31 protein-coding genes and 1 tRNA gene are annotated in these 26075 nt (G+C 35.8%); 11 read left to right on the forward strand and 21 right to left on the reverse strand.

Annotated features, from left to right (window positions below; translation table 11 throughout):
• Positions 1-121 precede the first annotated feature (121 nt).
• From VB264_RS16830 to VB264_RS16930, 21 genes are all read right to left on the reverse strand, one after another.
• On the reverse strand, positions 122-583 hold the full coding sequence (locus VB264_RS16830; RefSeq protein WP_323251108.1) for a hypothetical protein: 462 nt from the start codon (positions 581-583) through the stop codon (positions 122-124).
• Positions 580-1443 (reverse strand): hypothetical protein, encoded by an 864-nt coding sequence (locus tag VB264_RS16835; protein ID WP_323251110.1) that lies wholly within the window; start codon positions 1441-1443, stop codon positions 580-582. The genes VB264_RS16830 and VB264_RS16835 overlap by 4 nt, the downstream gene beginning before the upstream one ends.
• Positions 1440-1766: a hypothetical protein gene (locus tag VB264_RS16840; RefSeq protein WP_323251112.1), complete on the reverse strand. Its 327-nt coding sequence runs from the start codon at positions 1764-1766 to the stop codon at positions 1440-1442. The genes VB264_RS16835 and VB264_RS16840 overlap by 4 nt, the downstream gene beginning before the upstream one ends.
• Positions 1744-2388, reverse strand: coding sequence for a glycosyl hydrolase 108 family protein (locus VB264_RS16845; protein ID WP_323251114.1), 645 nt, complete (start codon positions 2386-2388; stop codon positions 1744-1746). Before VB264_RS16845 ends, VB264_RS16840 begins: the two co-directional genes overlap by 23 nt.
• A 21-nt stretch (positions 2389-2409) precedes the next feature.
• Positions 2410-3366, reverse strand: a complete 957-nt coding sequence (locus VB264_RS16850; RefSeq protein WP_323251116.1) for a DUF6712 family protein — start codon at positions 3364-3366, stop codon at positions 2410-2412.
• Positions 3366-4601, reverse strand: a complete 1236-nt coding sequence (locus VB264_RS16855; RefSeq protein WP_323251118.1) for a phage portal family protein — start codon at positions 4599-4601, stop codon at positions 3366-3368. The genes VB264_RS16850 and VB264_RS16855 overlap by 1 nt, the downstream gene beginning before the upstream one ends.
• Before the next feature lie 164 nt (positions 4602-4765).
• On the reverse strand, positions 4766-5110 hold the full coding sequence (locus tag VB264_RS16860; protein ID WP_323251120.1) for a hypothetical protein: 345 nt from the start codon (positions 5108-5110) through the stop codon (positions 4766-4768).
• Positions 5111-5216: 106 nt separating this feature from the next.
• Positions 5217-5513 (reverse strand): hypothetical protein, encoded by a 297-nt coding sequence (locus VB264_RS16865; protein ID WP_323251122.1) that lies wholly within the window; start codon positions 5511-5513, stop codon positions 5217-5219.
• A gap of 4 nt (positions 5514-5517) precedes the next feature.
• A complete protein-coding gene (locus VB264_RS16870) occupies positions 5518-5889 on the reverse strand; it encodes a hypothetical protein (RefSeq protein WP_323251124.1) in 372 nt (123 codons plus the stop codon).
• A gap of 88 nt (positions 5890-5977) precedes the next feature.
• Positions 5978-6223 carry a hypothetical protein gene (locus tag VB264_RS16875; protein WP_323251126.1) on the reverse strand — a complete coding sequence of 82 codons (246 nt, stop codon included), beginning with the start codon at positions 6221-6223 and terminating at the stop codon, positions 5978-5980.
• Between the two features lie 61 nt (positions 6224-6284).
• Positions 6285-6617, reverse strand: a complete 333-nt coding sequence (locus VB264_RS16880) for a YegP family protein (protein ID WP_323251128.1) — start codon at positions 6615-6617, stop codon at positions 6285-6287.
• A gap of 98 nt (positions 6618-6715) precedes the next feature.
• The gene (locus VB264_RS16885) at positions 6716-6940 is read right to left on the reverse strand and encodes a DUF2188 domain-containing protein (protein WP_323251130.1); all 225 of its coding nucleotides are present in this window, start codon (positions 6938-6940) and stop codon (positions 6716-6718) included.
• A gap of 274 nt (positions 6941-7214) precedes the next feature.
• On the reverse strand, positions 7215-9698 hold the full coding sequence (locus VB264_RS16890) for a S8 family peptidase (RefSeq protein ID WP_323251132.1): 2484 nt from the start codon (positions 9696-9698) through the stop codon (positions 7215-7217).
• A gap of 12 nt (positions 9699-9710) precedes the next feature.
• Positions 9711-10889, reverse strand: a complete 1179-nt coding sequence (locus VB264_RS16895) for an AAA family ATPase (RefSeq protein WP_323251134.1) — start codon at positions 10887-10889, stop codon at positions 9711-9713.
• 236 nt (positions 10890-11125) lie between these two features.
• Positions 11126-11329: a hypothetical protein gene (locus VB264_RS16900; protein WP_323251136.1), complete on the reverse strand. Its 204-nt coding sequence runs from the start codon at positions 11327-11329 to the stop codon at positions 11126-11128.
• Positions 11326-11583, reverse strand: a complete 258-nt coding sequence (locus VB264_RS16905) for a hypothetical protein (protein WP_323251138.1) — start codon at positions 11581-11583, stop codon at positions 11326-11328. The genes VB264_RS16900 and VB264_RS16905 overlap by 4 nt, the downstream gene beginning before the upstream one ends.
• The gene (locus tag VB264_RS16910; protein ID WP_323251140.1) at positions 11556-12929 is read right to left on the reverse strand and encodes a hypothetical protein; all 1374 of its coding nucleotides are present in this window, start codon (positions 12927-12929) and stop codon (positions 11556-11558) included. Before VB264_RS16910 ends, VB264_RS16905 begins: the two co-directional genes overlap by 28 nt.
• A gap of 288 nt (positions 12930-13217) precedes the next feature.
• Positions 13218-13302 (reverse strand) — tRNA-OTHER (locus VB264_RS16915).
• A gap of 46 nt (positions 13303-13348) precedes the next feature.
• A complete protein-coding gene (locus VB264_RS16920) occupies positions 13349-13636 on the reverse strand; it encodes a hypothetical protein (RefSeq protein ID WP_323251142.1) in 288 nt (95 codons plus the stop codon).
• A gap of 207 nt (positions 13637-13843) precedes the next feature.
• A complete protein-coding gene (locus VB264_RS16925; protein WP_323251145.1) occupies positions 13844-14002 on the reverse strand; it encodes a hypothetical protein in 159 nt (52 codons plus the stop codon).
• 66 nt (positions 14003-14068) lie between these two features.
• Positions 14069-14362, reverse strand: a complete 294-nt coding sequence (locus VB264_RS16930) for a hypothetical protein (protein ID WP_323251147.1) — start codon at positions 14360-14362, stop codon at positions 14069-14071.
• A 291-nt stretch (positions 14363-14653) separates the two neighbouring features.
• On the opposite strand from VB264_RS16930, the gene VB264_RS16935 reads away from it, so the two are divergent.
• The 11 genes from VB264_RS16935 (at position 14654) to VB264_RS16985 (ending at position 26051) form a co-directional block, all read left to right on the forward strand.
• Complete coding sequence (locus VB264_RS16935) at positions 14654-15082, forward strand: hypothetical protein (RefSeq protein WP_323251149.1); 429 nt, start codon at positions 14654-14656, stop codon at positions 15080-15082.
• 456 nt (positions 15083-15538) lie between these two features.
• Positions 15539-16372, forward strand: a complete 834-nt coding sequence (locus VB264_RS16940; RefSeq protein ID WP_323251151.1) for an STAS domain-containing protein — start codon at positions 15539-15541, stop codon at positions 16370-16372.
• Between the two features lie 18 nt (positions 16373-16390).
• Complete coding sequence (locus VB264_RS16945) at positions 16391-16795, forward strand: STAS domain-containing protein (protein WP_323251153.1); 405 nt, start codon at positions 16391-16393, stop codon at positions 16793-16795.
• Positions 16770-17189 carry an anti-sigma regulatory factor gene (locus VB264_RS16950; RefSeq protein WP_407654661.1) on the forward strand — a complete coding sequence of 140 codons (420 nt, stop codon included), beginning with the start codon at positions 16770-16772 and terminating at the stop codon, positions 17187-17189. Before VB264_RS16945 ends, VB264_RS16950 begins: the two co-directional genes overlap by 26 nt.
• Positions 17182-18195 (forward strand): SpoIIE family protein phosphatase, encoded by a 1014-nt coding sequence (locus VB264_RS16955; protein WP_323251156.1) that lies wholly within the window; start codon positions 17182-17184, stop codon positions 18193-18195. The genes VB264_RS16950 and VB264_RS16955 overlap by 8 nt, the downstream gene beginning before the upstream one ends.
• A gap of 3 nt (positions 18196-18198) precedes the next feature.
• Positions 18199-19800, forward strand: a complete 1602-nt coding sequence (locus VB264_RS16960; protein WP_323251158.1) for a sensor histidine kinase — start codon at positions 18199-18201, stop codon at positions 19798-19800.
• Positions 19801-20115: 315 nt separating this feature from the next.
• Complete coding sequence (locus tag VB264_RS16965; RefSeq protein WP_323251160.1) at positions 20116-21135, forward strand: sensor histidine kinase; 1020 nt, start codon at positions 20116-20118, stop codon at positions 21133-21135.
• Positions 21136-21218: 83 nt separating this feature from the next.
• Entirely contained in the window at positions 21219-23105 is a 1887-nt protein-coding gene (locus VB264_RS16970) for a CocE/NonD family hydrolase (RefSeq protein ID WP_323251162.1), read from the forward strand.
• Positions 23106-23316: 211 nt separating this feature from the next.
• Entirely contained in the window at positions 23317-24096 is a 780-nt protein-coding gene (locus tag VB264_RS16975; RefSeq protein WP_323251164.1) for an alpha/beta hydrolase family protein, read from the forward strand.
• A 93-nt stretch (positions 24097-24189) separates the two neighbouring features.
• Positions 24190-25065, forward strand: a complete 876-nt coding sequence (locus VB264_RS16980) for an Rpn family recombination-promoting nuclease/putative transposase (protein WP_323251166.1) — start codon at positions 24190-24192, stop codon at positions 25063-25065.
• A gap of 116 nt (positions 25066-25181) precedes the next feature.
• Positions 25182-26051, forward strand: a complete 870-nt coding sequence (locus tag VB264_RS16985) for a bestrophin family protein (RefSeq protein WP_323251168.1) — start codon at positions 25182-25184, stop codon at positions 26049-26051.
• The last annotated feature ends 24 nt before the right edge of the window (positions 26052-26075 follow it).

Genomic DNA, 26075 nt, shown 5'->3' on the forward strand with positions numbered 1-26075 from the left:
TTCTGCTTTCGGACTTTGGATATCGGCATTAAAAATCTGTGTAAATCAGCGGTATCAAATCAGCGAAAATCAGCGGGTAAAAAAGCTTATAGCCTAAAGTCTACCGCCTACAGCAAAAAAACTAATTATAAAATTCATTAGCCGTCAATCCAACCCTAATAGTCAATTCATAACCCCACGCTGAATCCAAGGTTACGTACATCACAGGATCTAGCGAAACGTCGTTTAAATCAAACCAACATGCTTTTTCATCCAGATAAAGCCTGTTCAGCTGCTTTACGATTTGGCTGGCTGTTTTCTCGCAAAACTCAAATGCCTGGTCTTGACTTTCGTAATCGCTCAGATCTCCTTTTTCCAAGATGTACAGCTTTACATCAAAATTGGCAATGGTTAGTCCATTGGTCGTTTCCCTTACTCGGTAACGGGGTCGCATGACAAAAACACCAGGATAAACATCCGTACTAACACTAGCAGCTGTAAAGCGATCCATCCTGTCACCGTCCGACATGGCCACATAAACAATCCCTTCTTGCTCAAGGCAAATAGGTTTGATAAAATCCCAGAAATGTGTGGTGGGTGTCATATACTATGTTGTTGTTTTTGTGCTGCTAATTGTTCTTTTAAATCTTTGCGATGTTCCTCCAGAAAAAGAAACACATCGTGGATATTGGCCGAAAGTGTACGGCTCATATCGCCAAAGATTCCTTTCTCTGCTAAAAGGTGCTGATTTTTGATTAATCCCTGCCCAGGATAATCATCTTCGCCTACGCCATCAATCCCATTATCCATGATTTCGTATTGCTCGAAAACACTTTTAACCGAGCTCGCAAAATACACCATGATGGCAATCTTTTGAGCCGTATCCAATTGCTCCAGCTCTTTAGCAAAGGCTTTCGACCAATGTGGATTGTAGGGCGTTCGGTGGTCACCATTCCAGCTTGCTTCCTCCATATAAAAGGCTTCGCTTCGCCTTGGTCGACAAACGGTAGCGATCAGATAATTGAGCCTTTCGTCGCCAACTACTAACTGTTTTACAAAAGCCTGAAGATGGATATAGCCATCCGACAGCTCCCCAAAACTCATATTGACAAAGCCTTCATCAAACAAAAGCAGCTCAATACCTTTTACCGTTACCGATTCAAAAGGCTTGGTGGTCATGTCGTCAGTCCACATCCAGCTCACCAATGTTAGCACTTGGTGCAAGGCCTCAGCATTTTGATTTTTCACTTCATCACTCAGTGTTTTACCAAAATAATGATAACAGAATTTACCCCAAGTAGTCTCGCTAATACCCAGCACCAACCGCAGCACCTCATGGTAGGTTTCGGGCGATTCTGGTTTGACAAAAATTGCCTCTAACAGTTTGGGAAGCTTTTTGATGGGTACTTCTTCCCAGCTTGCTGGAATCTGAAATTTTTCTCCAGCCAATATTATTTCTGTCATAGCTCGTTCTTGGTGATATCGCCTTTTAATAGGCTATCATTTTTTTGAATAAGCTTTTGCATCTCAAAATTTTGCTCTGAAATTCTTCTGGCTAAAATTCTATTTTCGACAATTGCTCCACGGAAAGCAGCTACGCAAGTATCACAAAGTCCCTCGGAGTATTTTTCTATACTATCCAGCTTGACCCTCATGGTTGAGATTTGCTGAACTTTGTAAAAGGTAGTATCTTTTTTAGGTTTTGCCTGATTGTGGGCTGGACTGATTGACCCTAAAAATGAAAATGATAGGGCTGTAATACAACTAAAGATTAATATAGTTTTCATGTTTGTGTATTTGTTTTAAAGTAGAAATCCTGTTGAGCCATCCTTTTAAAAACTTCTTTTGCTTGCCAACGCCAATTTTTAAATAATGCTTTTCTCGGTATTGATAAATAAAATGATAGAGGCGATTGGCATTCGTTTTATTGATTTTCTCAATCGTTTTTGTCCCCATCACCCCATCGGGTTTTAACTTCAAATAGGTTTGAATCGCTTTGATATGTTTGTTTTTAACACCTGGTCCACAATTGACAATCAGATCACTGGTAATTTCAGCAATGGCTTGATTATCTACCTCGGATAAATGATAGGTATCCCAGTACTGTTTTTGATAAATTGGCCGAACGTCGTTAAGGGTGGTTACTCGTAAATCATTAGCGTTCAGGACTCCGTTTTTATCTTTGTCGCAGCCAATCCAAACGACTTTGGTTTGGTTACACCACATCAAATAGGTATAAAGCGTAATGCCAAACTTGGTGGCTCCGCCTTTATCATACTGGATGATTACAAAATATAATCCTTCAGCTTTCATCAAATGAGGGAAAAACAAGTCAAACCTTGCTGCCCAAATAGTAGTATTCATCATGACCAATAGGCCACAGAGTGTAAAAGTCTTTTTAAAATTCATGGTGTAGCAATCTATTTAAACTTATAAAATCACATGGGGCTTGTCCGTAAAATCATCCGCTTCAAAATCATTATTAAGCAAATTCTTTTGATAATAAGCCGCCCATTGTGTCGCTGTGGCGTTATCGTTCATAAAGGTTTCAATGTTCTTTAAGAACTTAGTGCCGTCGTTCCAAAGTGCCTGTTTTTGGCTATTCTTTAGTTTGTCAGAGGCCGTTTCTTCTTCTCGTGTGCCATCTTTAAACCTTGCCTCCCTGATTCCGTTCATATCCACTACTAATGGCAAATATGGGTAGGCTTCGTATAAACTTAGGTACGCCAAAGCCCATTGAATATGGTTGATAAGCTGTTTTTCAAGACTTGAAAGCTCTGTGCCGTTTTGCCATTTTTCCTTCAAGACATCAAAAACAGCATTGGTTAAAAGCGGCCTGATATAACTATTTTCAGCTCGTTCTATGTAAGTAGTCAGCACATCAAAAAATCTTGAATTTCGGCCGACTAACGTTATTTTTCTACCGAGCTCACTGGCTGAGCGAATAAAGAGCCTTCTGCGGATTTTATAGGCTTCAGTACCTTTCCAACTTTCTGGCTCTACTTCCTCCAGCAATTGATAGAAATCTTCCTGAAGCTTATCAACCATGGTCATGTTTGCCTCTCGGCTATCGACATATTCCCATTTGGTAATGGCGACGGAATTGGCTGGTGAGCTTTTCATCAAGCCTAAATCCCCAACTTTTAGTTTTAAATGTGGGAAGGCTAAATCATACCCTTGCCAAGCTTCTATTCCTTTGGCTAAATCTGCGAGCTCGGCCATGTCTTCGTCGCTTTGATTATTGGCCAATTCAGTATAAAACTCTCTACCAATTTGTTTTCGGAATGTTCGGGCAGCCATTTTTACAAAAGGCTCAACAGTTTTCCAATTGATTGATGATTGAATACCGCCCAGCTGTGCTTTGAATATGGTTTCGTTTACTAACATTATGCTGCTTGGTTTACAACTGCCTGAGCACCCGTTGGATTGGTATCAAGCGTGGTGATTTGAACTTCTTTAAATGCTGGAAAAACATCTTTATAACCCATGGCTCGAATGGCGTATTGAATATCCTGCAGGATAATCATCCGTGGCACTGGGGTTCTAAAATGTTGTTGATAATCGGCCATGACCCTAATCTGTGATCCTGAGTCATTTCCCTTACCAGGATTAACCCCTGCTAACGTTGGTAAAATACCCATGGCGTTGGCGATTGAAATACTGGCCATTTCCCAAACCCGAGCGTAGGCATCGTCAGACATTTCATTTTTTAGTGGCTGCACATCTACGTTATCCATCATTTTACCGTCCGCTCCACGGAGGTACTTGATAAACATGGCCTTGTTTACGTTTTTCTGGCCAGACATCCATTTGGATAGATTATCCGAAAAGTCAGACCATTTTCTGGATCTTTCTTTTTCGTCCAAGGCTTTACCGCTTTGGGCATCAAAATAATCGTTTGGCATCCTGATTAAGTATTTGATATTATAGCCATTTTGGATACCTGATTTATGAAAAACGGGAATCAGGTTCGCCAGCTCAATCCATTCTTTGGCACACCACCACGTCGGATAGGCATAAAAAGGATTACCAGGGATACGCTCTTTGGAGTGGAGCATTGAGGTAACCTGCTTACGGCTAACATCAGGATTCCTAAAATCAAAAGCTTTGATAATATCACTATCGCTGGCACTGGCAAAGCGGCCAGCTCCAAAGTTTTCGTTTACATGATAATCAATGATTTTTCCGTTAGTGGGGTTGCCAATTCTGGTATAAAACGAATCGCTCAGCTCGGGACGAAACCATTTGTTAGCAACATCCCACACCATTTTGCTAAACTTGTTGCCCGTTTCTACATACTGATTGATGCCAGCGGCCACATGGTTTTGCAGATCCACGTCCCAGCTCCAGTCTTCCAGCTTGCTATCGGTATATGATACCAGCGATTGCTTTTTGGTTTTTTCGTCAATCTCTTTTTTGAAGAAACCAACACCACTGGCATAAATCATATCCCTGATACTGACTAGCTGGGCAGGCACTTGGTTATTGCCTACAATCATGGCTTTCATCATGTTAGGCATATTGTCCTGAAGTCCCCATTTGATGTGATCAGTAGAAGCTCCGCCACTCAAAAGACCGTCCCGATATCCAAAGGCAGCATCTCGTGAGGTCAGCTGTAGCACAGCAGAATCTAACACAAACAGCGATTCTGAAATTTTTTGTACTTTCATATTTTAGCTTAATTGTAGAACTTAATTATTTGCTTTAGGCTATAGGCAGTAAGCTTTAGGCTTTCAGTCGAAATCCGAAGTCCGAAAGCTTATGGCTTATAGCTTACAGCTTAAAGCTACACAGAGTGATCAATCAACAATCCATTATACTCCACCATCAAATCAATCAAGATTTCAAAGGTTCGGTTGGTCTCATGATCCACCAGTAATAGTACATGGTTTGTATTGACGCTACCACGGTATTTACCTTTACTAGCTACGTTTCTGAAATTCTTCGACACACTGGCTTTGAAACCTATTGAGCCGTCGGTTTTACGATACTTTACTGAAAACTGGTGAACTTCGTCGCCACGAGTATCTTGGTGTATTTCGGCAAAAACAGCCCTGCGTTTTATTACTCTTTTAATGCTCATGTTTTTTTGCTTTAGGCAGTATCCGATAGGCTGTAAGCTTTCAGTCATCGGATGTACGATTTATGTTGCCATTTTTAAAAAAGCTTATAGCCTAAAGCCTACCGCTTACAGCCTTAGAACAAAGATTATACACGCAAGACATTTCCGACAGGACTTATTTTAATTGATTTTTTACCAGCAGGGCTGTTCCAACTAATGCACCGATACGCCAAGCCCAATTCTCGAGTTTGCTTTTAGTAAGCTTTGTATCGATGAGCGTTAATTCCTGTTTTAAGTTGTTTTGGCTTTGGATATAGTTCAGCTGATCAACCAAACAGTTTTGGGCTTGCGCATTTAGTCTAGTGTAATTGTTTTTCCAATGAAGTAGCTCAAGGTTCAACGCTTTGTTTTTGTCTTTGACAAAACTAAATCTAGTCAGGCTATCCAAAATGGCTGGAGCATTGTTGAACAATGTTTTAATTACCAGAGTGCTGTCGGAGCTGGAGGTAATTGTTGATTGCCCGAGCAGCTTCGAGCTTAGACAAACGAGCGTTAGCCCTAAGAGAATCGCTTTCATGTTGAGTATGGATTACGTTACTCAATGAATCAATAATCGTTTGTTGGGAGTTGAGTATTTCTTGAAACCGTAGTGAATCAAGTGTTCTTTGTGTAGTAGTGGCCAACGAAAACAGCTCTTTGTTCTCTTTTTGCTCGATGCCAAAAGGCTTTAGAATAGCCCAAACCAACACCGATACAATAATCGACACCAGTACTTCCTGCAGAATCATTTTGTAATTAATAGCAAAGCCACTGCCAATAAAACCCCAAACTAATTTTAACCAATTCATTGCTTTTTTTGATTCAAATTTGGGGAGAAGTTGGGATGTGAGGAAGGACAAAAAAAAACCAGCCTTGTTGGGGCTGGTTTGGAAGTATCTAATTTAAAATCATCCTATCTCCAAGAATAAAAAGCTCTGTATTATTAGAAGGAAAATATTTATCACCTTCTTTCCAATCAATAACTTCGATACAAACTACCAATTGAGGATAACCATCAAGAAGCTTCCAACCACAATAAGTAAATAACCAATCAGCTACTTTTAAATCTTTAGCAAATCCATCATTTTTATACCATTTAGGGAAGCCCCCTTCTGTAGCCGTTATTATGGCAGTTTTCATCATAGTTTTTTAAAAACTAAGATAGAAAAGTTTAAAGAATATTCAAACTTTTTTAAAGAATCAACTACGTTAAATCTACTACATTAGCAGAAGGTGCGTCTCTCTTAACTAAAGTGATAGCATGCTCTCTATTATAAGAGGTTGTATATCCTTCACTACTTCTAGCAATAATCTCATTGTTATTAGCCTTCATATTAAATCTATAATTTGAAGGGTTATCAACTCTGATATAGGTAGAATCGTAAGGAGCATTAGCTTTCACTGAAGCAACACCATTTACACAACCTTGCTTTGTAGCATAAGCTTCACTAGAGAGAATTTGTTCTCCATTGCTAGCCATGAATCTAAAATAGTAATAATTATTTACTGAACTTCTGAAAATCTGAAATTTTGACATTTGTAAACTGGGTTAGTTTTGAGAATTGGAATAGTAACTCCAAATAAATCCCAAAAAGATGAAACAATTAAATTGAAAATGTAAAGCCTTACAAAAAACTAACCTTTCGGTGGATATGGATCGTGTCCATGGCTATCTCTAGACTGAATCTTACCGTCTTTACCATGAATGATTAACTCAGACCCTTGATTTTTCGAAATAGTACGAGCAATTTGTACAGCTTCTTTTTTTGTTTCGGTAATTTTTGTGATGCGTTCCGAATTTGCACCTTTGACTCCCCATCCATCATTATGAGGAACCACATGCTGATTTTTTTTTGACATTGCGTCTCGTTTAAATTTTAAATTGTTTAAAAAAAGATTTAAAGATGAGCTCTAGCCATAAATTTTACTTCGGAACATATTGTGTTAAAACCAACTCTTAGTTTACCTTTGTAAAAATTATTAGCAAGATAGCACTTGGGGTCGACTATTCCCTTTGCATCTTTTTGCTGATTACTTCCCAAAAATGCTCTTCTGGTGGAACGGTGAGGGCATTTTTTTTGCTTAGTCTATTTTAGGTGATTAAAAAGGTTATCATATCAATTAAATATATTATCTAAATTCTTGCACTAACTCTCGCTGCTGTTTTAATATCTAGGATTTTAACACCTAAAGATTGTAAACTCTGTCGCATTTCATTAAAAATAGGCTTACTTTTGCTAGAATCAGATATAGTAAGTATTGCTGTGAAAGGTATTCCAATAGGTGGAATACGTTCTCCCTCTCTTTCTAAATAATCAACTTCTAGTCGCCAATTTATACTTGGTCCTACTCCTTTAACAAACTCCTTTTCATATACTTTGACAGGACTCCACTTAAAAGAATGAGAAATCTGATTTTTTTCAGTTAAAATACTTTCGACCGAATGATTCGGTATATATATAGGGTCTAGTCTTCCTTTATAACCTCCATTATTCTGCAGTTGTCTTAAATGACCATCTATATTTACACGTACAAATTCTGCTCCATAACGGTAATCAAATGGAGGAGTACTAACAATGGTTAATCTTGCCTTACCTATACACTTTCCATTTTTCACTAAAGAAGGAGGCCATGAAAAGTCAAATGTCATTTTTTTACCATGAATTAATCTCGTAGCAAAAACTAATGTAATTTCATTTTCACTCCCATTTAAAATTTCTTCCGAACTACTAGGTATTCCGAAACCAACAAGAAATTTTGCGACCTCTGAAAATTTGGAATCATTTAGAACATCGGGTAAAGTTGCACTGTGAATAGACATTCCTATTAAAGTTTCTCTTGACACTTGCCCTTCAATAGTATGATCCAAAGATGCTAATACCTTGGCTACATTTGGAGCAGCATAACTTGTTCCACAACCTTCTATTATTTTTCCATTTGAATCCAAAGATTTCAATCCTGTATTTGTTGAACTTCCTGCACCTCCAATATGAGCTAAATCTGGCTTTAATCCAACTCTTATTCCAGGGCCTCTACAAGTATAGTTACTTGGAGCAAATGGTACTACCCCTTTCAAATTAGGAGGATTTAATGCAGCAACGCTCAAATTCCTAGAACTCTCTGCAGGAGTTTTAATAATATCATTTTTTGAGGCTGCTAGTATACTTAACGCATCAATTGGATCATTTGGCCATTCTTTTCTAAAATCATTAGGATCAGTATTTCCAGCAGAAATAATAAAAATCACATCATTTTCTTCTGAAATTTTATCAAGCATCTTGGCAGCAGAGCTATAACCCTCACTTGTTACATGCTCTTCTATATTTAAACTAAAATTAAAAACTCTAACTCCTGTTTTTTCTTTTAAATCTTTAACGGCTAATTCAAGTTCTCTAAAAAATTGTAAAGGTTGTGAATAATAATTTTCGAATGAGGAAGGAATTGGAAGAAGATCAAGGTCAATTATATTACATCCGTCAATTTCTTTGCAAATTTGTTTCCCATTTAATGATTGACCTGAAAGTAATAATCCTCCAATAAATGTTCCATGCTCCTCATCTTTATCAGATTTGCTTAGTAATCCCCATCTTTCAATGATCCAATTATTTAATAAATCAGAAACTCCTCCATCAACAATACATACTTTTGGATATGAATTTAAAGAGTTCTTCTGCGGTTGAGAATATTCCTCAACTATATTAGAATTAGAATCGCTTTTACTTTCGTTTTTTGATATTACAGGAGGCAGTAATATTTTCTTAACAAGGGGGTGCTTATCAAGAAAATTTAATAGTGCATAATGTTTATTTTCATCTAAAACAATCTGTTTAATTAAACTTTCTTTTTTTGCAGATGATGATGTAGGTGAAATTTGAATATTCGGTTTAGAACTGCTCTCTTCCAAACGAATTCCCATAATAGCATCTTTATTACCAATACCAGCAATTGTTGTTGCAACAAGACCATTACCAATTTGCGTTAACCCTTCAATAAAGCTTTTAAAAAGTCTAAATTTGTACTCTGGTAAAATATCCCATTGATTTCTTGGCGGTAATATTTCAAATAATTCAATAATGTAAGCTCCTCCAGTTTGAGGCTTACTAATCCATTCAATCCCTTCAGTAACAGAAAATTTTCTTTTGTCTGATTTTGAATAGGAGCTTATATCGTCAATTGATCCTACAGCACTTCTAATTGATGTTGGATTTGCTTCTGTTTTTCCATCTTTATTTATTTTCCATCTAGTTTCATTTTCAGCACTTCTAATCTTTTCAGTTATTTTTCCTATACTGTTAGGTGTTAGTTCTATATAAAGCTCCCCTAAGTCTCCACCTCCAACAATTGGTGCGATATCATTTGAAAAAATTTTTGTTGGGCGATGTGATTTTGCCAATGCAGATTGTTTTAATCTGAGTTTAACAAATTGAACATCAGAAAAATCAAAGTCAGTTTTTTTCTCATTCAATAAACTTAATTGCTTAATTAGTTTATTTTTATGATTAATAAATTCATCATCTCTATTTTCATAGAAATCTTTTTTAGAACCACCTCCTTGACGTTCCCAAAAATCAACAAAATCATGAGAATTCACTACTACTTGAATAGGGCTTTTTTGCATAGTTGTATATTTTTATAGTCTTTTACTTTTTGAAACATGCTTACTTAAGGCAGATGGATTTTTGTTTAATAATGTAGCAATTTCTCTTTGTTTAAAATTAATAGTAGTCTCGTTCAATAATGAATTTATTAAATCTTCATCATTTGAGCTAGCTAAAATATTTCTTTTTTTTAGATTAACACGTCCTGAATTTAACATTGCAAATCTTCTTACATTATCGACTAAGGTTGCTTGCTGATTTAGTACAGATGATTTCTTTAACCATTTAGAGAGAGATTCAGCATCAGCACCCGAAGCTCCTTCTATACACCATGATAAAAACTTTAACTCATTTTCATTGAAACTTAAAGTATTAAGAAATTTATTTAGAATTGAGTACATAACTTCAAATGATGGTTTAGGTATCTCAATTTGAGCCTCAAATCTTCTCCAAATAGCTGGGTCAAGAAGTGACTCATGATTTGTTATTCCAATTGTAAAACCAGTATTCTTTCTAGAGTCTAAATTTTGAAGTAAGGTATTTACTACTCTTTTAATTTCACCTACTTCTTGAGTATCATTTCTAAGTTTTGCAATTGCATCAAACTCGTCTAATAAAAGAACACATCTATATTTTGCTGCGAATGAGAATAAGTTACCGATATTTCTTGAAGTAGTCCCTAAAAAAGAAGACATTAACCCATCTAATCTCACCAAAACAACAGGTGTATTCATTTGTTTTGCAATCCATAAAGCGAGGTGAGTTTTTCCAGTTCCTGGTTCACCATAAATCAAACAAGATCTTGATGGTTGTGCGTCAATACTTTTTAATTTTTCAAAATTTAACCATTCATTTATTATTGAGTTTAAAGCAACTTTAATATTTGCATCAAAAATTGGAGGTTCGGTTGGTAATTGATCTGTAAAAATTATTTCAGCTAGTGGAGTTGAAGTCTCCTTATCCACAGGCAAAGGTGTTTTATGAGTTAATTCTTCTCCTTCAAATCTAATTAATGACTTTTGTATTTTACTTGGAGACATATCAACTAACTTATCTACTTGTTTTAATAAATTGTCAATTATTTTCACCTCTTTATCTTTTCCATCTTTATCTAAGGCTTGTTTCAATCGGTTTACTTGATGTAAAACAGCCTCTGACGGGTTGGATAATGCTGATCTACATAAGGCTTGTATAATATTAAAGTGATCCATGTTTTTTGGCGATTAAAAATATTTTGTGACGGCTTATTTTATATTGCAAATATTGCATTTTAATTCCAATAATTAAAATTAATTTCCATTTTTTAAAAAATATTTCCATTTTTATAGTATAAATTTCCATTTATACATTTTACTAAAAAATCAAAATCAATCTTATTGCCTGAATCTCAACCACTTATAATATTATCAAATTCTATAATATATAAGTATTAGTATTGATATTTTCTTTATTGAAGTATGATAATGGTTTTGGTAGGTGTTACTTTAATCTGATAGGTTAAAGTTTCCTGTTTACTTAATAATCGGCTATGGATTACTTCGCTTTCGGTATCAATGATTTTTAGGCCTTCAAAGTAATCTCGTACTAATTGCTGGCAATAGGCCTTCTGGGCTTCTCTTTCTGCTTCGCCTGGTCTTTTGGGTAAAATCATAACATTACAAAGCGTTTCAATTGTTTATCGTACTGGGCGATTAGCTTGCCGTTGTAGCCTACTTCGTAGATATAGGCATTATCAAAAGGGTCTTTGAAGCCGTTTACTAATTTGGCTGCTGCTTGTAGACGTAGCGAGCTTACTTTCCCGAAAACGATAATATCTGAGCTTCCTTTGATGGGCAACCAAACGCCATTCGGTAGAATGTACTTTAGTTTCCATTTTACTAATACTGTGGTTGTTTGCTGTTGCATGATTTCAAAAAGTTTGATGTTGTTAAAAAGGTATTGAATTTCTGTACGTATTCGCTGTTAGTTTTTACCGAAAGTTTGCGGTAGTAATACTGTGCTAACTGGGTAATGTCTTTGATTTTCTGGGCTTGTCCTCTTGGCACAGCTCCACTGCTTGAGTATTGAATCATCATGAGTTTAGCACGTTCTAGCTCACGTTCAAACTCAATTTCTTTCAATGATTTTTCGGCTTTGCGTTCCCAAATTTTCACAACTAAAAAGCCTTGTTTTTGGGCTGTGCCGTATTCTTTGGCAAAATATTGTAATGGGAAATAGGCCTCACGGTCGAGCTTAGCATCGAATGCCTGTTTCTTTTCTGCCCAGTACTGCATTCTCATGTTGTAAATCTGCCAATAATCAAAGCCATACTGCCCCGTAAAATCGCTAAAAATGTCTTTTCTAATAACTTGTTTGATTTCGCTCTCAATCTTCGTCACAAAGCGTTTATTTGGGTAAAATAGCTCTTTGGCAAAGTTCCAGAAGTTCTGGACGATTAAGCCCTTTTCAACGTCTGAAATGCCTTTGGGCTGGCTCACAGGTGCTTTGGCGTATCTTAGTTTATTCAAATTGCCTTTTCGGTAGGCCTCAAAGCGTTCGTCGGAGCTGTAAGATTTTGGGTTTTCAATATTTTCGCCCGCAGGATGGCCAGCCCCAGGATCGCCTGCCGCCCCCTTGTTTTTTTCATGGTTATTTTCTTGGTTTAGTGGGGAGGTTTGGGCTATTTCTTGCTTTTCTTGGCCAATTTCTTGGTGTCTTTCGTGGGGTAGGTTATCAACATCTTCCGCTTTATCTGTATTGTTTAAATTTTCTTTTTGGTTATTTAAGTGTGGCAAAGTTTGTAAAAGGGAAGGGTCGGTGGTTTTCAAAACGATGGTCGGTTTTTCGCTGTGGCTTTTAATGATGGGTTTGAATTCCGAAATTCCGAGTAAAAACCAGAGATTTAAACGGATTTTATAGCCGTTATTTTTACCGTTTGTATAAGCTTCTTCTACTTCAATAATGCCATAAGTACTTAGTCTGGCAAGGTGATCTTGCACGGCTCTACGGCTACAATTACAAAGATTGGCCAAATCCCAGCGAGTGATGTCTAACACAGGCACACGGTCGGAATCTGCCCAAATGGGCGAGTTCATCATGTTCCAAAATTCCTTTAAGTACAAAGCCGTAATGGCTTTTACTTTCGAGAGGTGAGGCTCTCTTAACATCGTCGCTTTGGTGACTTCCTGCTGTTCGTTGTGTTCCCGAGCAAAGGCATGATAACGCTCTATTACTTTTCCAAATTGATGATTAAAGGTTTTTTCAATTCTCATGGTTAAAATTAGACAATTTACGTCCTGCCCTTTGCCAGTCCTAAAACCTGCCAAGGGTACAAATAAAATGGTTTGGTAGTAGTGGTTACACGTTGGCCATGTCAAGGCCTTTTTGTGCTTCCACTACGCTATTTCCCGCTGTGCTTGTTGTGGATTCGAACCACAGATAAACCAACATTACAAGCTAATTCATTGAACGATTAAACATATACGCAGGCTGACAAATGAAAGTACTGCCCTCTCAGCGAGAGGGCTACTTCATCAAAATCAAACCTATTCATCTATGGGCAGATGCTACAGGAATCGAACCTGTATATTCCCTTGATCACACCTAAAAATCAAAGGAACGCCTTACCTGTTAGACCAAGCATCTGTAGAATGTGCGTCCGTAAAACAAACACCCATTGCTGCATCCTAACCTATTTAACAATAATCTTGCACTTATTTGGCCGATGTCCCGTGAGGGCAGCTTGGCTCTTAAATTTCCTTCCACAGCCACTACACTCAAAGCTATCTGCTGTGATAATTTCGGGGCTAACGTTGCCCAGTTCTTGCTTTAAAAACTCAAATACATTGATACCTTTCAGCCTGCAAGTTCGTGATAAACGCTCCATTTGAAAGGACACTTTCGTAAAGTCTGAAAGCTGGCTAATTTCCATGGCAAGGCCTTCATACAACATCTTTTTTAAGTCTTCGTTGTTTGCCATTGGTGTTATTCTTTATTGGGTGAATTGCCAACAATTCTTAAAGCACCATAAAGCAAAATGAACCATAGGGCGATAATAATCAGGCGAAAATGTTCCTTCACAAAGGCTTGTATCAATTCCATTGATTGGGTGGTTTACGGTTTCTGTAATAAAAACAAGCAAGGATAGCCCCCAGCAATAACCCTGTATAAATATGGATATCCTGCATTAGTTTTCGCCTCCTTCCTTACCAATCAGCACATCCCGAACCCATTCAGATTTAACCAACAATTCACCAAAAAAGGCTACCGACATAAAGCCAATGAACATGGCAAGCCCAAACTGAAAGATGGCATCTTCCGTTAAGTTTTTAATAAAGTCTATCATTTTATTGAATGATGAATTGTGAGTGATGAGTTGTGAATTTAAAATACTACAACATCATCGTTTTATTTACACAGATGCTAAACTAGGATTGGGAATTTGGTTTTCGTCAAAGTCCTCGTGTCTGAAACCTAAGTGATTTACTAGGCAAGTTCTAACCCAAGAGGGTACTTCTAGCAAATTGATAGCCTCAATTTCATGTTTTTTGATACCCTCACGCTCTTTGCGGAGCAAGTATTTAAAATTGTCAATCATACCTTCACGGGCAAGGTCAGCCTCGAAAAGGTGATATTTTTTAGTATCCTGTTTTTTCCAAAAATCACAGTAACTATTTAGTGTTTGAGTGGTGGCAATAGTATCCATTTAGCTAAATTATATACCGTTAACTAAAATATGTTTGACATTTGTAAAATATTCTGTAATATTTACAGAATATTTTGCTGTCTTTTACAATGCAATATTATACTAAATAATTTATTATATCAACTATTTAGTATAATATTTATACTAAAATGCACAATAAAAATATAACAAACTAATTATCAATATTTTACAATTAATACTATTTAATATAAAGGAAAAACTATTTAGTAAAATCAAAAACTTCAATTAATATAAATTTGAAATCGTTAAAAAAATCAAGCAAAAAAGAAAATGGAGACAACAATTGCTCAACGATTTGAGGCTGTTATTAAAGCTTTAAAAATGAATAACAATTCTTTTGCTAAAAGTATAAATGTAAGTTCTACTGCCATAATTCGGGTCACAAATGGAGATAATGATCCTGGCTTTAAAATGCTTAATAGCACTTTAGATAATTATCCAAATATTAATCCTGATTGGTTATTAAGAGGCGAAGGTGAAATGTTCAAAACAGAACAATCAATAAGTCCTGATACTAAACTTTGGGAGAAAGTCATAGATAGATATGAAAAAACAATAGAAGATTTAAGATATACCATATCTTTGCAACGCCAACTAATGGGAAAGCTTAGTCCTGTCCCTATGAGACCAAGTGCTGGGAAAGTAATTACATTTTTCCCAAACTATGAAGGCAAAAAAATTATGGCTGCAGAAGCCTAATTTTTTTATCCTTACGAGGTGGCACTTAAGGTGGCAGGAGGTTAGCGAAAGAGCTAACTAGGTCAAAATAAACATTGTATAATAGGAGGGTGTGAGTTCCATACTCTCCACTTAAAAGACCAATAACGCCATTGGCTTCCAATGGCGTTATTTTATGTCTAAACTTAATATGTTTAAGTCTTTCATCAGTACAAAGTTTTTGAATAATCTGTAGATTATCATTTTGTGACAATTAAATAAGTCTTAAATCGTTCCTTTAAAACATCATAGATTAGCCCATCATCATTATATTGATAAACTGTTATGTTTATCAATTACAACATTTTTCATTTTCGATGATATTGCAGAATACGCAGTCATTAAGCCTAACCAAATTTTAAAAAGTTAACCTTAGTGTATTTCAACTTACAAATTTTTTATTTGTAGTAACCCTTTTTAATAATTAGCAAAAGCATAATGGACAAACCAACAATCGAAATTTTAAAGAATAACAGGGACGCTATCATAAATATATGGGTAGCAAAGCAAAAAGAGGAAGAAGCATATTTTAATGTAGATAATCAGCTTAAAGATTCTAAAGAACTTGTAGACTCATTCTTGGGTGCATTGAATACTACTGCCCTTGAGGATAAAAATGCTAACGGGTTGGATATAGTAAACGAAGTGCTTATGGGCATTTCTGTTTCTCGTGCCAAGCAAGGTTACACCTATAGAGAAACTGGCTTTTACCTTTTTACCTTCAAAGAAGCCCTCTTAGAAGTACTGTACAACAACGTTAATGATGCTGCAAAACTTTACGCTGATAGCCTTAAAATTAGTAAGATTGTTGATAACATGAGTGTGTTAACTTTTGAAAGTTTTATAAAAGGTCGTGAAGATATAATATCAAGACAAACTGATGAAATAACCGAGATTTCTACGCCTGTTATCAAGGTTTGGGACGGAATTGTTGCCCTACCAATTATCGGAACGCTTGATAGCGCAAGGACACAAGTTGTAATGGAAAGTCTTTTACAACAAATTGTTGAAACAGGCAGTACTATCGCTATTCTTGATATTTCTGGTGTTCCAGCAGTTGATACACTTGTGGCACAACACCTTATAAAAACCGTGAGTGCTACACGTCTTTTAGGGGCAGAATGCATCATTAGTGGGATCAGACCTGAGATTGCCCAAATAGTAGTACATTTGGGGATAGACCTTTCTGGTATTATTACCAAATCAACACTTGCCAGTGCGCTAAAAACAGCGTTCAATATGCTGCAAATTCAAGTTATCAAAAAGAAATAATTAGCGAGTATAAACATTATGGAGAGAATTCCTATTTTAAAAATGGGTGATTTTTTGTTGGTAACGATACAGGTAGACTTGTATGACCAACTGGCAGAGAATCTGGAGACAGACCTTGTAAATTCAGTTAAGAAATACGAATCAAAAGGTGTATTAATAGATATTTCTTCCGTTTCTATTATAGACTCCTTCATGGGGAGAATATTAGGAAATATCGGTATGATGTCTAAAATTATGGGAGCAGAATCAGTTATCGTAGGGATGCAGCCTGCGGTTGCTATTACTTTGGTTGAATTGGGATTAACCCTAACTGGGGTATCAACGGCACTTAATGTAGAAAAAGGAATGGATTTATTGCGTTCTAAGATAGAATTAAGTGACAACCAAAGCGATTATGATGACTACGACGACGATACTGAATAAAGAAGAATTTGTTGTTGTCCGAGATCTGGATGTAATACCTTTTCGCAATAAGGTAAAAGATGCGGCAGTGAAGATTGGTATGGGTATTTTAAATCAAACTAAGTTGATAACTGCTGCAAGCGAACTTGCACGTAACCTCTTGAAATATGGCGGTGGTGGTATGGTAAGTATAGAGTCTGTTAATAATGGTAGAGAAAACGGTATTCGTTTAGTCTTTAGCGATAAAGGCCCTGGTATAGCTGATATTGATTTGGCGATGAGAGATGGTTATAGCAGTGGTAAGAGTCTGGGATTAGGTCTTCCGGGAACAAAAAGGCTAGTGAATGAATTCAATATACAATCTGCGGTCGGGAAAGGCACGATGGTTACAATAATTAAGTGGAAGAATGGATAATACGTTTTACAGTTATAGGGTCGAGGATAAAAGCTATGTGTCTTTTGTGAAACGTGAAATACATAACCTTTGCGTTGCTACAGGTTTTAGCTCGCAGAAAACGGGTGAAATAGATATAATAGTTTCTGAGCTTTCTTCAAACCTTGTAAAGTTTGTAGGAGAAGGAGAGTTTTTATACCGCACAAGTACTGATATTAAAGGGGATTTCTTTGAGCTTTACTGCTTAGACAAAGGGCGAGGCATCAGCAACCTTGTACAAATGATGAAGGATGGAGCCTCTACCTCACAAACGCTTGGTCAAGGGTTAGGTGCTATTGAACGATTAAGCTCTGAATCATCGGTTTATACACTAAAGGACTGGGGAACTATTGTCTATTGTAAAGTTTATAAAAAAACACAAAGTACGTTTGTTAGTGAAGAGAATATCAAGTTGGGTGGAGTGAAGGTAAATATGCCGGGCGAAACCAATTGTGGTGATGGATATGCTGTTAAACATGTAAATGACGGAGTTTTTTTCTTTTTAGGGGATGGGCTGGGTCATGGCAATCATGCCCATGAAGCAGTAAGTACAGCGATTACTGCCTTTAAAGCCTGTCGTGAAAAAAGTCCTGTTGCTACCCTGCAATATATTCACCAAGAGGTGAAAAAAACGAGAGGACTGGTGGCTACAATTGCTCATCTTGATTTTAAAGCACAAAAATGGTTTCTATGTGGCGTTGGTAATATAGCTACCTCTATATATAATGGTTTGGAGGGAAAAAACTACACGCCTTATAACGGCATCGTAGGTCTTAATATTCCGCGTACCTTAACAGATTCTGTTGTTGAATTAAATAAATACCAAACCCTTATTATGCATTCTGATGGCTTGAGGGGGCGGTGGAGCCTGAACAGTTTGCCAGGGGTTTTAAAGCATCCTCCAGAAATTATAGCTGGAGCATTATATAAAGATCATGCTCGTGGCACAGATGATATGTCTGTATTGGTTGCCAAAGTAAATATATAAGATATGAAAGAGATTATTCGCATTAGCTTAGATAACGAAATGGACCTGATATTGGCTCACAAACGTAGTATAAAGCTAGCTGAATTGTGTAGCCTTTTGGCTTCCTCTCAAACACGTTTTGCTACTGCGGTATCGGAAATTGCTCGATGTGCCATTGCCAGCGGACAGGAATCATATCTTATTTTAGGAATAGACTCATTGAATGGAGGAAAAAAAGAAATTGTAGCGGTATTATATGACAAGGTAGATTTAGCAGGATGTAACCCAGAAGCTTTTTTTTATGCCAAAAAGGTATTGAAGGATGTTTCCGCACATTGTGAAGATGATATTTATACCATTACATTGAGAGCTAAAGTACCCTATTCTGGACTTTTGTCTGAAAAGTGGGTTAATTCTTTTGTAGACTATTTTAGACAAGAACCTCCTATATCACCTTATGATGAAATCAGGAAAAAAAACATACAGTTAATTGAGTTGGCAGATAGGCTTAGCGAAAGTGAAAATGATTACAGACAGCTAACTGATACCTTGCCATTTATTGTTTTTTCCGTATCAAAATCAGAGAAAGTATTTGTCGCCAATAAAAATGCTGAAAATATTTTAGGGAGTAACTTTAAAGAGTTTTCTGCCGCTACTATACAGCAGATAATACACGCTCAGGATACAGAACAGGTTATTAAAGCATGGAACAGTGCCAAGAAAAAGCAAACTGTGCAAACTGTTCAAGCGCGTGTCATCTCTACAAAAGAACCAATATGGTACCAGATTTCACTAGTGCCACATAATGATGAGCGTACAGCAGGCTGGATTATCAGCATGGTAAATATTCATGCTCAAAAGCTTGTTGAAGAAACCCTGAAAGATAATAATGAATTAAAGGAAGCTAAGGAAAAACTGAGGCAATCTAATGACGAACTCCAGAAAAAAAATAAGGAACTAGAACAATTTGCTTACATAGCAAGTCATGATTTGCAAGAGCCACTCCGAAAAATCAGGAATTTTATTTCACTTGCCCAGCATAATCGTTCGGATATTGATAAGCAAAACCTGTACTATTCCAAAATCAATGCTTCTGCTGAGCGAATGTCTCAATTAATAATCGATGTTTTAAGTTATTCTAAACTTGCAGTAACATCTGATACGTTTGAATTTACTGACCTAAATTCGGTACTCTCAGATGTAATTAATGATTTCGAGTTTTTATTAAGTGAAAAAAAGGCAGTACTAACTGTTGAACCTATGCCGTCGGTACTTGGTAAGCCTGTGCAATTGGGTCAGCTCTTTTACAACTTAATCAGTAATTCACTGAAATTCTCTGAAGAAACACCAGTAATACATATATCACATCAGGTTATCAATGACAATGGAATTGCTTTGAATAAAATTGTCGTAAGCGATAATGGAATTGGTATAGAGCCACATCATGTAGATAAACTTTTCACTATTTTCAAAAGGTTGCATCCACAAAGCGCATATCCAGGCACAGGTATTGGGCTCGCATTATGCAAAAAAATTGTTGAAAATCATGGTGGAAGAATTGAAATTGACAGTAATAGTAATGGTGGTACTGATGTAATTGTATACCTTCCATACACAGCAGCGTAGAAAAGCATACTAGCATGACACTATAAACGAAGCCGTTGTATAATTTCTGTACAGCGGTTTTTTATTAATTTTATTGTGCTACTCAAAAAAAATGCTCATTTTTGTTTTCATTGTTTAACAATTTCAATGGAAAGGATTTGTATTATTATTGCCATCAAGACAAGTAGTTGATAATCAGCAAAGTTTTATCGTAGTGTTTGTCTTTGAAAAGAGTCAAAATATACTTTAATAGTAAGCATAGTCCACCTATTATGTTTGATTACAAATCATTCGCGCTATTATTAATATATGAATCTTAGAAAAATATATTGGCTAATGCAAATCTCAAGTTGGGTACTCATTGCCATGATGGCTTTGAAATACACCATTTTAGAGGAAGCTAGCTTTACCCTTTCATTTGAATATTTCATCTCGGTATTTGTGTATGGTCTTTTTACCACACATACTTACAAACTAGTTGTTGATAAATACCAAGTAGATGAAGCTCCTGTACAAACTTTTCTATTGTTTCCATTAATAGGCAATATCGTTATAGGTTTCTTGTTTTTTATTTTAGATGTTCAGTTCACATCAGCTGATGTGATGAAAAATGAATACAAAAACTTTGGTGATTATTTTGGGTTATTCGTAGATGACATTTGGGTGACAACGCCTTGGTTTTTTTTCTTTCATATCCTTCGGTATGTAACACAGAAACAGACCATGAGTGAGAAGATGATTTCGATGGAAAAAATGTTAATAAAATCGGAATTAGAGGCTTTGAAAACCCAACTGCACCCTCATTTTTTTTTTAATGCTTTAAATAGCATCAAAGCGTTAATGGTGATAGACCATCATGAGGCTCGTGAAGCAGTAGACCAACTTTCAGATTTATTACGTTTATCTCTTAATATTGGGAGCTCGCAATTGGTAAGGGTTGACGAGGAAATAAAGCTAACTAAAGCCTATTTGTTTTTAGAAAAAATAAGGTTTGATAAAAGACTTAAGTATCAATTTGAGGTAGATGATAAGTTAATCCATAAGATGATTATTCCTATTTCATTAAGTACGCTTATCGAAAATGCTATCAAACATGGTATTGCAAAAAATAAAAATGGAGGAGAAATTACTATTCAAATTTATGAAGAAAGGGATAGATTACTGATAAAAGTAAGTAATACAGGAAGTTTTATTGCGAATGAAACCAAACGAACTGATGGTGGTATTGGACTAACGAATCTGAAAAAAAGACTAGAATTACAATACGGAGGTGAAGGCTCATTGCATATTGAAGAGGTAAATGGAAATGTAGTTTCAACGATTTTAATTCCAATGTCTAAAACGAATTTGTCTTAATCCTACAATGGTCAGGACTAAATATTTTATTTTCACTCAAGAAGCACTTAAATTGCATTATACTCAACAAATTTTAAATAAATATGAAAAAACTACTATTGTTACTGTCATTTTGTAGCCTTTCGTGCTTTATACAGGCCCAGAAACTGACAGTTGCCCAATTGGATTCTATTTTCGTTCGTGAAAACTATGTTAAAACTCAGTACGAAATAGAAATGCGAGATGGCGTAAAGCTTTTTACGAATGTCTATACTCCCAAAGATGCTTCTTCCAATAATCAATATCCTATTTTATTGGCAAGAACTTGTTATTCTGTGGGACCATACGGAAAAAATGATTATCCATCAGTGTTGTCTTATTCCAAATATTTGATGCGTGAAAAATTCATTTTCGTTAACCAAGATGTTCGTGGACGCTGGATGTCTGAGGGGAACTGGACTAACATGACACCCCATATCTCTAACAAGAACACTAAGAAAGATATTGATGAAGCCTCTGACACTTATGACACAATAGACTGGCTCGTGAAAAACCTACCCGGTAATAATGGAAAGGTGGGGCAGTATGGTATTTCATATCCTGGTTTTTATACTATTGCTGGGGCTTTATGTGGGCATCCAGCCTTAAAAGCATCTTCTCCGCAAGCACCCGTATCTGATTTCTTTTTTGATGATTTCCATCACAATGGAGCATTCACGATGGGCTATGGTTTGACTTTCCCAGTTTTTGGTTTGCAACATCCTAAACCAACAGATAAATCTTGGTATGATGAGCAGTTTCCGAAGATAAAAACATTGGATGGTTTTGAATGGTACAAAACAATGTCTCCACTCAAAAACCTTGGAGAAAACTATACTAATAATTTCTTTTGGCAGGAACACGTAGAACACCCTAATTACGATGAATTCTGGCAGAAAAGAAGTATAGTGCCGCATTTAAAAAACATTAAAAATGCGCCTGCCATTATGGTAGTAGGCGGTTGGTTTGATGCCGAGGATTTGTATGGACCATTAACAGTTTATAAAACCGTTGAGAAAAACAATCCTAATATTTATAATTCTATCGTAATGGGGCCATTCGGTCATGGCGATTGGGCTCGTGAACGTGGTCACCATTTTCACTCGAATGTTTATTTTGGAGACAGTATCTCAACATACTATCAGCGAAATATTGAGCTTAAATTTTTCAAGCATTTTTTGAAAGATGCGGGGGATGGAAAGGCAGGTTTAGCTGAAGCAACACTATTTGATACAGGTAAAAAGGAGTGGAGAGAATTTGCAGAATATCCTGTTAAGAACGCTCAGAAAATAGATTTCTACTTGAGTCCTAATGGTAAAATTACTACTGGTACTGAGGCTAAAGGATTTGCAGAGTTTATCTCTGACCCTTCAAAGCCTGTACCTTATACAGAAGACCCTAAACAAATTTTAGGATTTAGTCCAAGAAACTACATGAGCGAAGACCAACGTTTTGCAGGACGCAGAACGGATGTATTGACATTTGAGACAGATGTTTTAACAGAAGATATTACTTTAGGCGGTGAGATGATGGCTAATCTTAAAATTTCAACAACAGGTACGGATGCTGATTGGTTCGTAAAATTAGTAGACGTATATCCCGGAGATGAACCCAATAGCCCATATACACCAACCAATATTACATTGGGAGGTTATCAGCAAATGGTAAGAAGTGAAATCATGCGTTCACGTTTTAGGAATTCATTTAGCAAACCAGAACCTTTGGTAGCCAATAAAATCACTGATGTTAATTTCCGTTTGCAAGATGTATTACATACTTTCAAAAAAGGACATAAAATTATGATTCAGGTGCAGTCGACAGCCTTCCCGTTGTTTGATATTAATCCTCAGAAATATGTAGATAATATTTATAAAGCCAAAGAAAGCGATTTCCAAAAAGCTACACATCGCGTATATGGTAATAGTAAAATTTCGGTAGAAGTATTGAAGTAGACTTTTGGGGACTAAAGACTTTAGGATTAAGGACTTTAAGAATAAAGAAAAAGCAAAGCAGTTGTTTCTGAGGAGGCAGTCGCTTTGCTTTTTTAGTTGCTAGAATCTGCAAGAACTGAAAATAATTTAACGCCAAAATAGTTTCTATCTTAGAAAGCAACAGTGCTTTTGTATCTTTGCTAGGCACTTTTGTCAAATTTTACTCAAACTCATGTCCACAAAATTATATAGCTACTTATTTTTTTTCTTTTTATTATCCAGTTGCTCAACTCATAAAGTATCAAAGCCTTCTTCAGCTTTAAAACCAACATTTAATGTTGTTGAAGATAGTCTGAATTTAGTTGATGTTTCAAGAAAGCGTTCAGTACCAGTGGCTTTGTATATGCCTAAATCTGATAAGAAAATCAAGCATCAAAAAGTCGTAATCTTTAGTCATGGTTATTATCAAAATAGAGGAGGTTCTAATAAAGCGTATTCGTATATCACAGAAAAATTAGCGACTGAAGGCTATTTTGTCGCCAGCATTCAGCATGAATTACCTACGGACGATTTGATTCCAACGAGTGGCGTTCCACAAATTGTGAGAAGACCATTTTGGGAAAGAGGTGCTGAAAATATTCATTTTGTAATCAATGAATTGAAAAAGACAAACCCAGATTTAGATTTTAAACATACCATACTTATTGGTCATTCAAATGGGGGAGATATGTCGATATTGTTTGCTCATAAATATCCAGATTTGGTAGATAAAGTAATTTCTCTGGATAATAGAAGAATGCCTTTCCCTAGGGTAAATCATCCCAAATTATATACGCTTCGTTCAAGCGACCAAGTGGCCGACGAAGGCGTTTTACCTACATCCGAAGAACAGGTAAAATATGGTATTACTATCATCAAACTGAAAAATACCATCCATAATGATATGGACAACAATGCAAATACAGCACAACGAAAAGAAATTAATGATTATATTTTGAAGTTTTTAGAGTGATTTTTAGATTTTGTAAAGATTGTTTTAATTAGAAAGCAACATTAGATTGATACTACAACTACATAATACTTGTAACACTTATAATTTAAAATAATGGAAATATACAACGAAAACAATCGATTTATTTCAATTTTATCAGATTACGGTTTTAAAGCAACATTTGGAAATGAATCAGATACAACATTTTTAAAAAAGGCTCTTCAAGTTTTGATTGATTCGTCAATTCCAATCAAAACGATTGAATTTGTTAAAAATGAGATGATGGCGATTACAATTGATAGTAGAAGTGGAATATATGATATTGCTTGTGTTGATGAAAATAATAATCATTTTATTGTGGAAATGCAATTAAGTGAATATCCAGAATTCATTCAACGTATGAAGTTTTATGCTTTACATCGTTTCAATACAATGGTTAAAAAAGGGGCTTATAAATTTGAAAACTTATCTAAAATTTATTGCATTGGTATTTTAGCGGAAAATATTTTTCCTCAAATCAATCATTTTCACAATATTGCCGTATTAAGGAATACCCAAAATGAAATTATTGATGACCAAATGACGTTTATTACAATAGAATTGGCTAAATTTACTAAGCAATTAGCTGATATTCAGACAGATTTAGATAAACTAATTTATACCATGAAGACGTTACACACTGTTACTGAAATCTCTGAATTCCCTGCATTTTGGAATGAAGAATGGCTCAAAAAAGCAATTCATGAAGTAGATTTAAGAGCTATGACAGCAGAGCAAAAGTTAGCTTATGAAATGGCTATTTCCGCAAATGCTTTAGCTGTAAAAAATGAAAATAAGAAGATAGCTGAAGCTGAAGAAAAAAAAATGACAGCTTTTGTAGAAAGCCTATTAACAAAAACCAATCATACAATTAATCAAATAGCTGACATAGCAGAAGTTTCTGTTGAATTTGTAACTAATATTCAAAAAAAGCTTTTAGAGGGTAAATAATTACTCTGGTAAAATAATATATATTTACAAAAGACCTCTGCATCATAAGCAGAGGTCTTTTTGTATATTTGTCAATAAGTATTATTGCTTCATCCAACAAACCTATCACAGCAAACATGATTAATTATAATCCCAAAGAATGGTTTACATTCATTTTTAGAATCCACAAAAGCGATACGGTACGTCAGCTAACGCCAATGATGATTAGCTTGTCGATTTATGTAGCCTTGATTGCTTTTTTAGAAATAGAAGTGTTTAAATTAAGTGATAATAGCCATATTAAAAATATCACCATTCTACATGGAATGCTAGGCTTTGTAATCTCTCTTTTATTAGTTTTCAGAACGAATACTGCTTATGAACGCTGGTGGGAAGGAAGACGCATGTGGGGAAACTTAACGAATACCTCTAGAAATCTAGCGATGAAAATCAATGCTGTTTTGCCTGTGGACGATATTGCTAACAAAACATTCTTCAAAGAGCATATCGTGGAATATGCTTTTGCTTTAAAAAGACATCTCAGAGGTCACCAGAAAGATAGCGAAGTATTTACTTCTAACATATCACTTCATCACGATTTACATAAACCCAATCATATTGCTAAATTGATGTTTGTACGTCTGAATGAACTTTATAACCAAAAAGTAATAAGTGGTACTCAACTGTTATTTTTAAATGAAGAGTTCCGAACGTTTACTGATATTTGTGGTGCTTGCGAGCGTATCAAGAGTACGCCGATTCCGTTCTCATATTCAGTTTTTATCAAGAAATTTATATTTTTTTATGTTATGTCGTTGCCTTTTGGCTATGTCTTTAGCTTGGGTTATATCGCGGTGCCAATCGTTGTTTTTGTGTTTTATGTATTGGCTAGCTTAGAATTGATTGCAGAAGAAATTGAAAATCCTTTTGGAGTAGATGATAACGATTTGCCGTTAACGATGATGTCTAAAAATATCCAAAAACATGTTGGCGAGATATTAAATTAGCCTAGTAATCCCTAGCGAGGTACT

This window comes from Arcicella aquatica (assembly GCF_034928825.1).
GTDB classification, from domain to species: domain Bacteria; phylum Bacteroidota; class Bacteroidia; order Cytophagales; family Spirosomataceae; genus Arcicella; species Arcicella aquatica.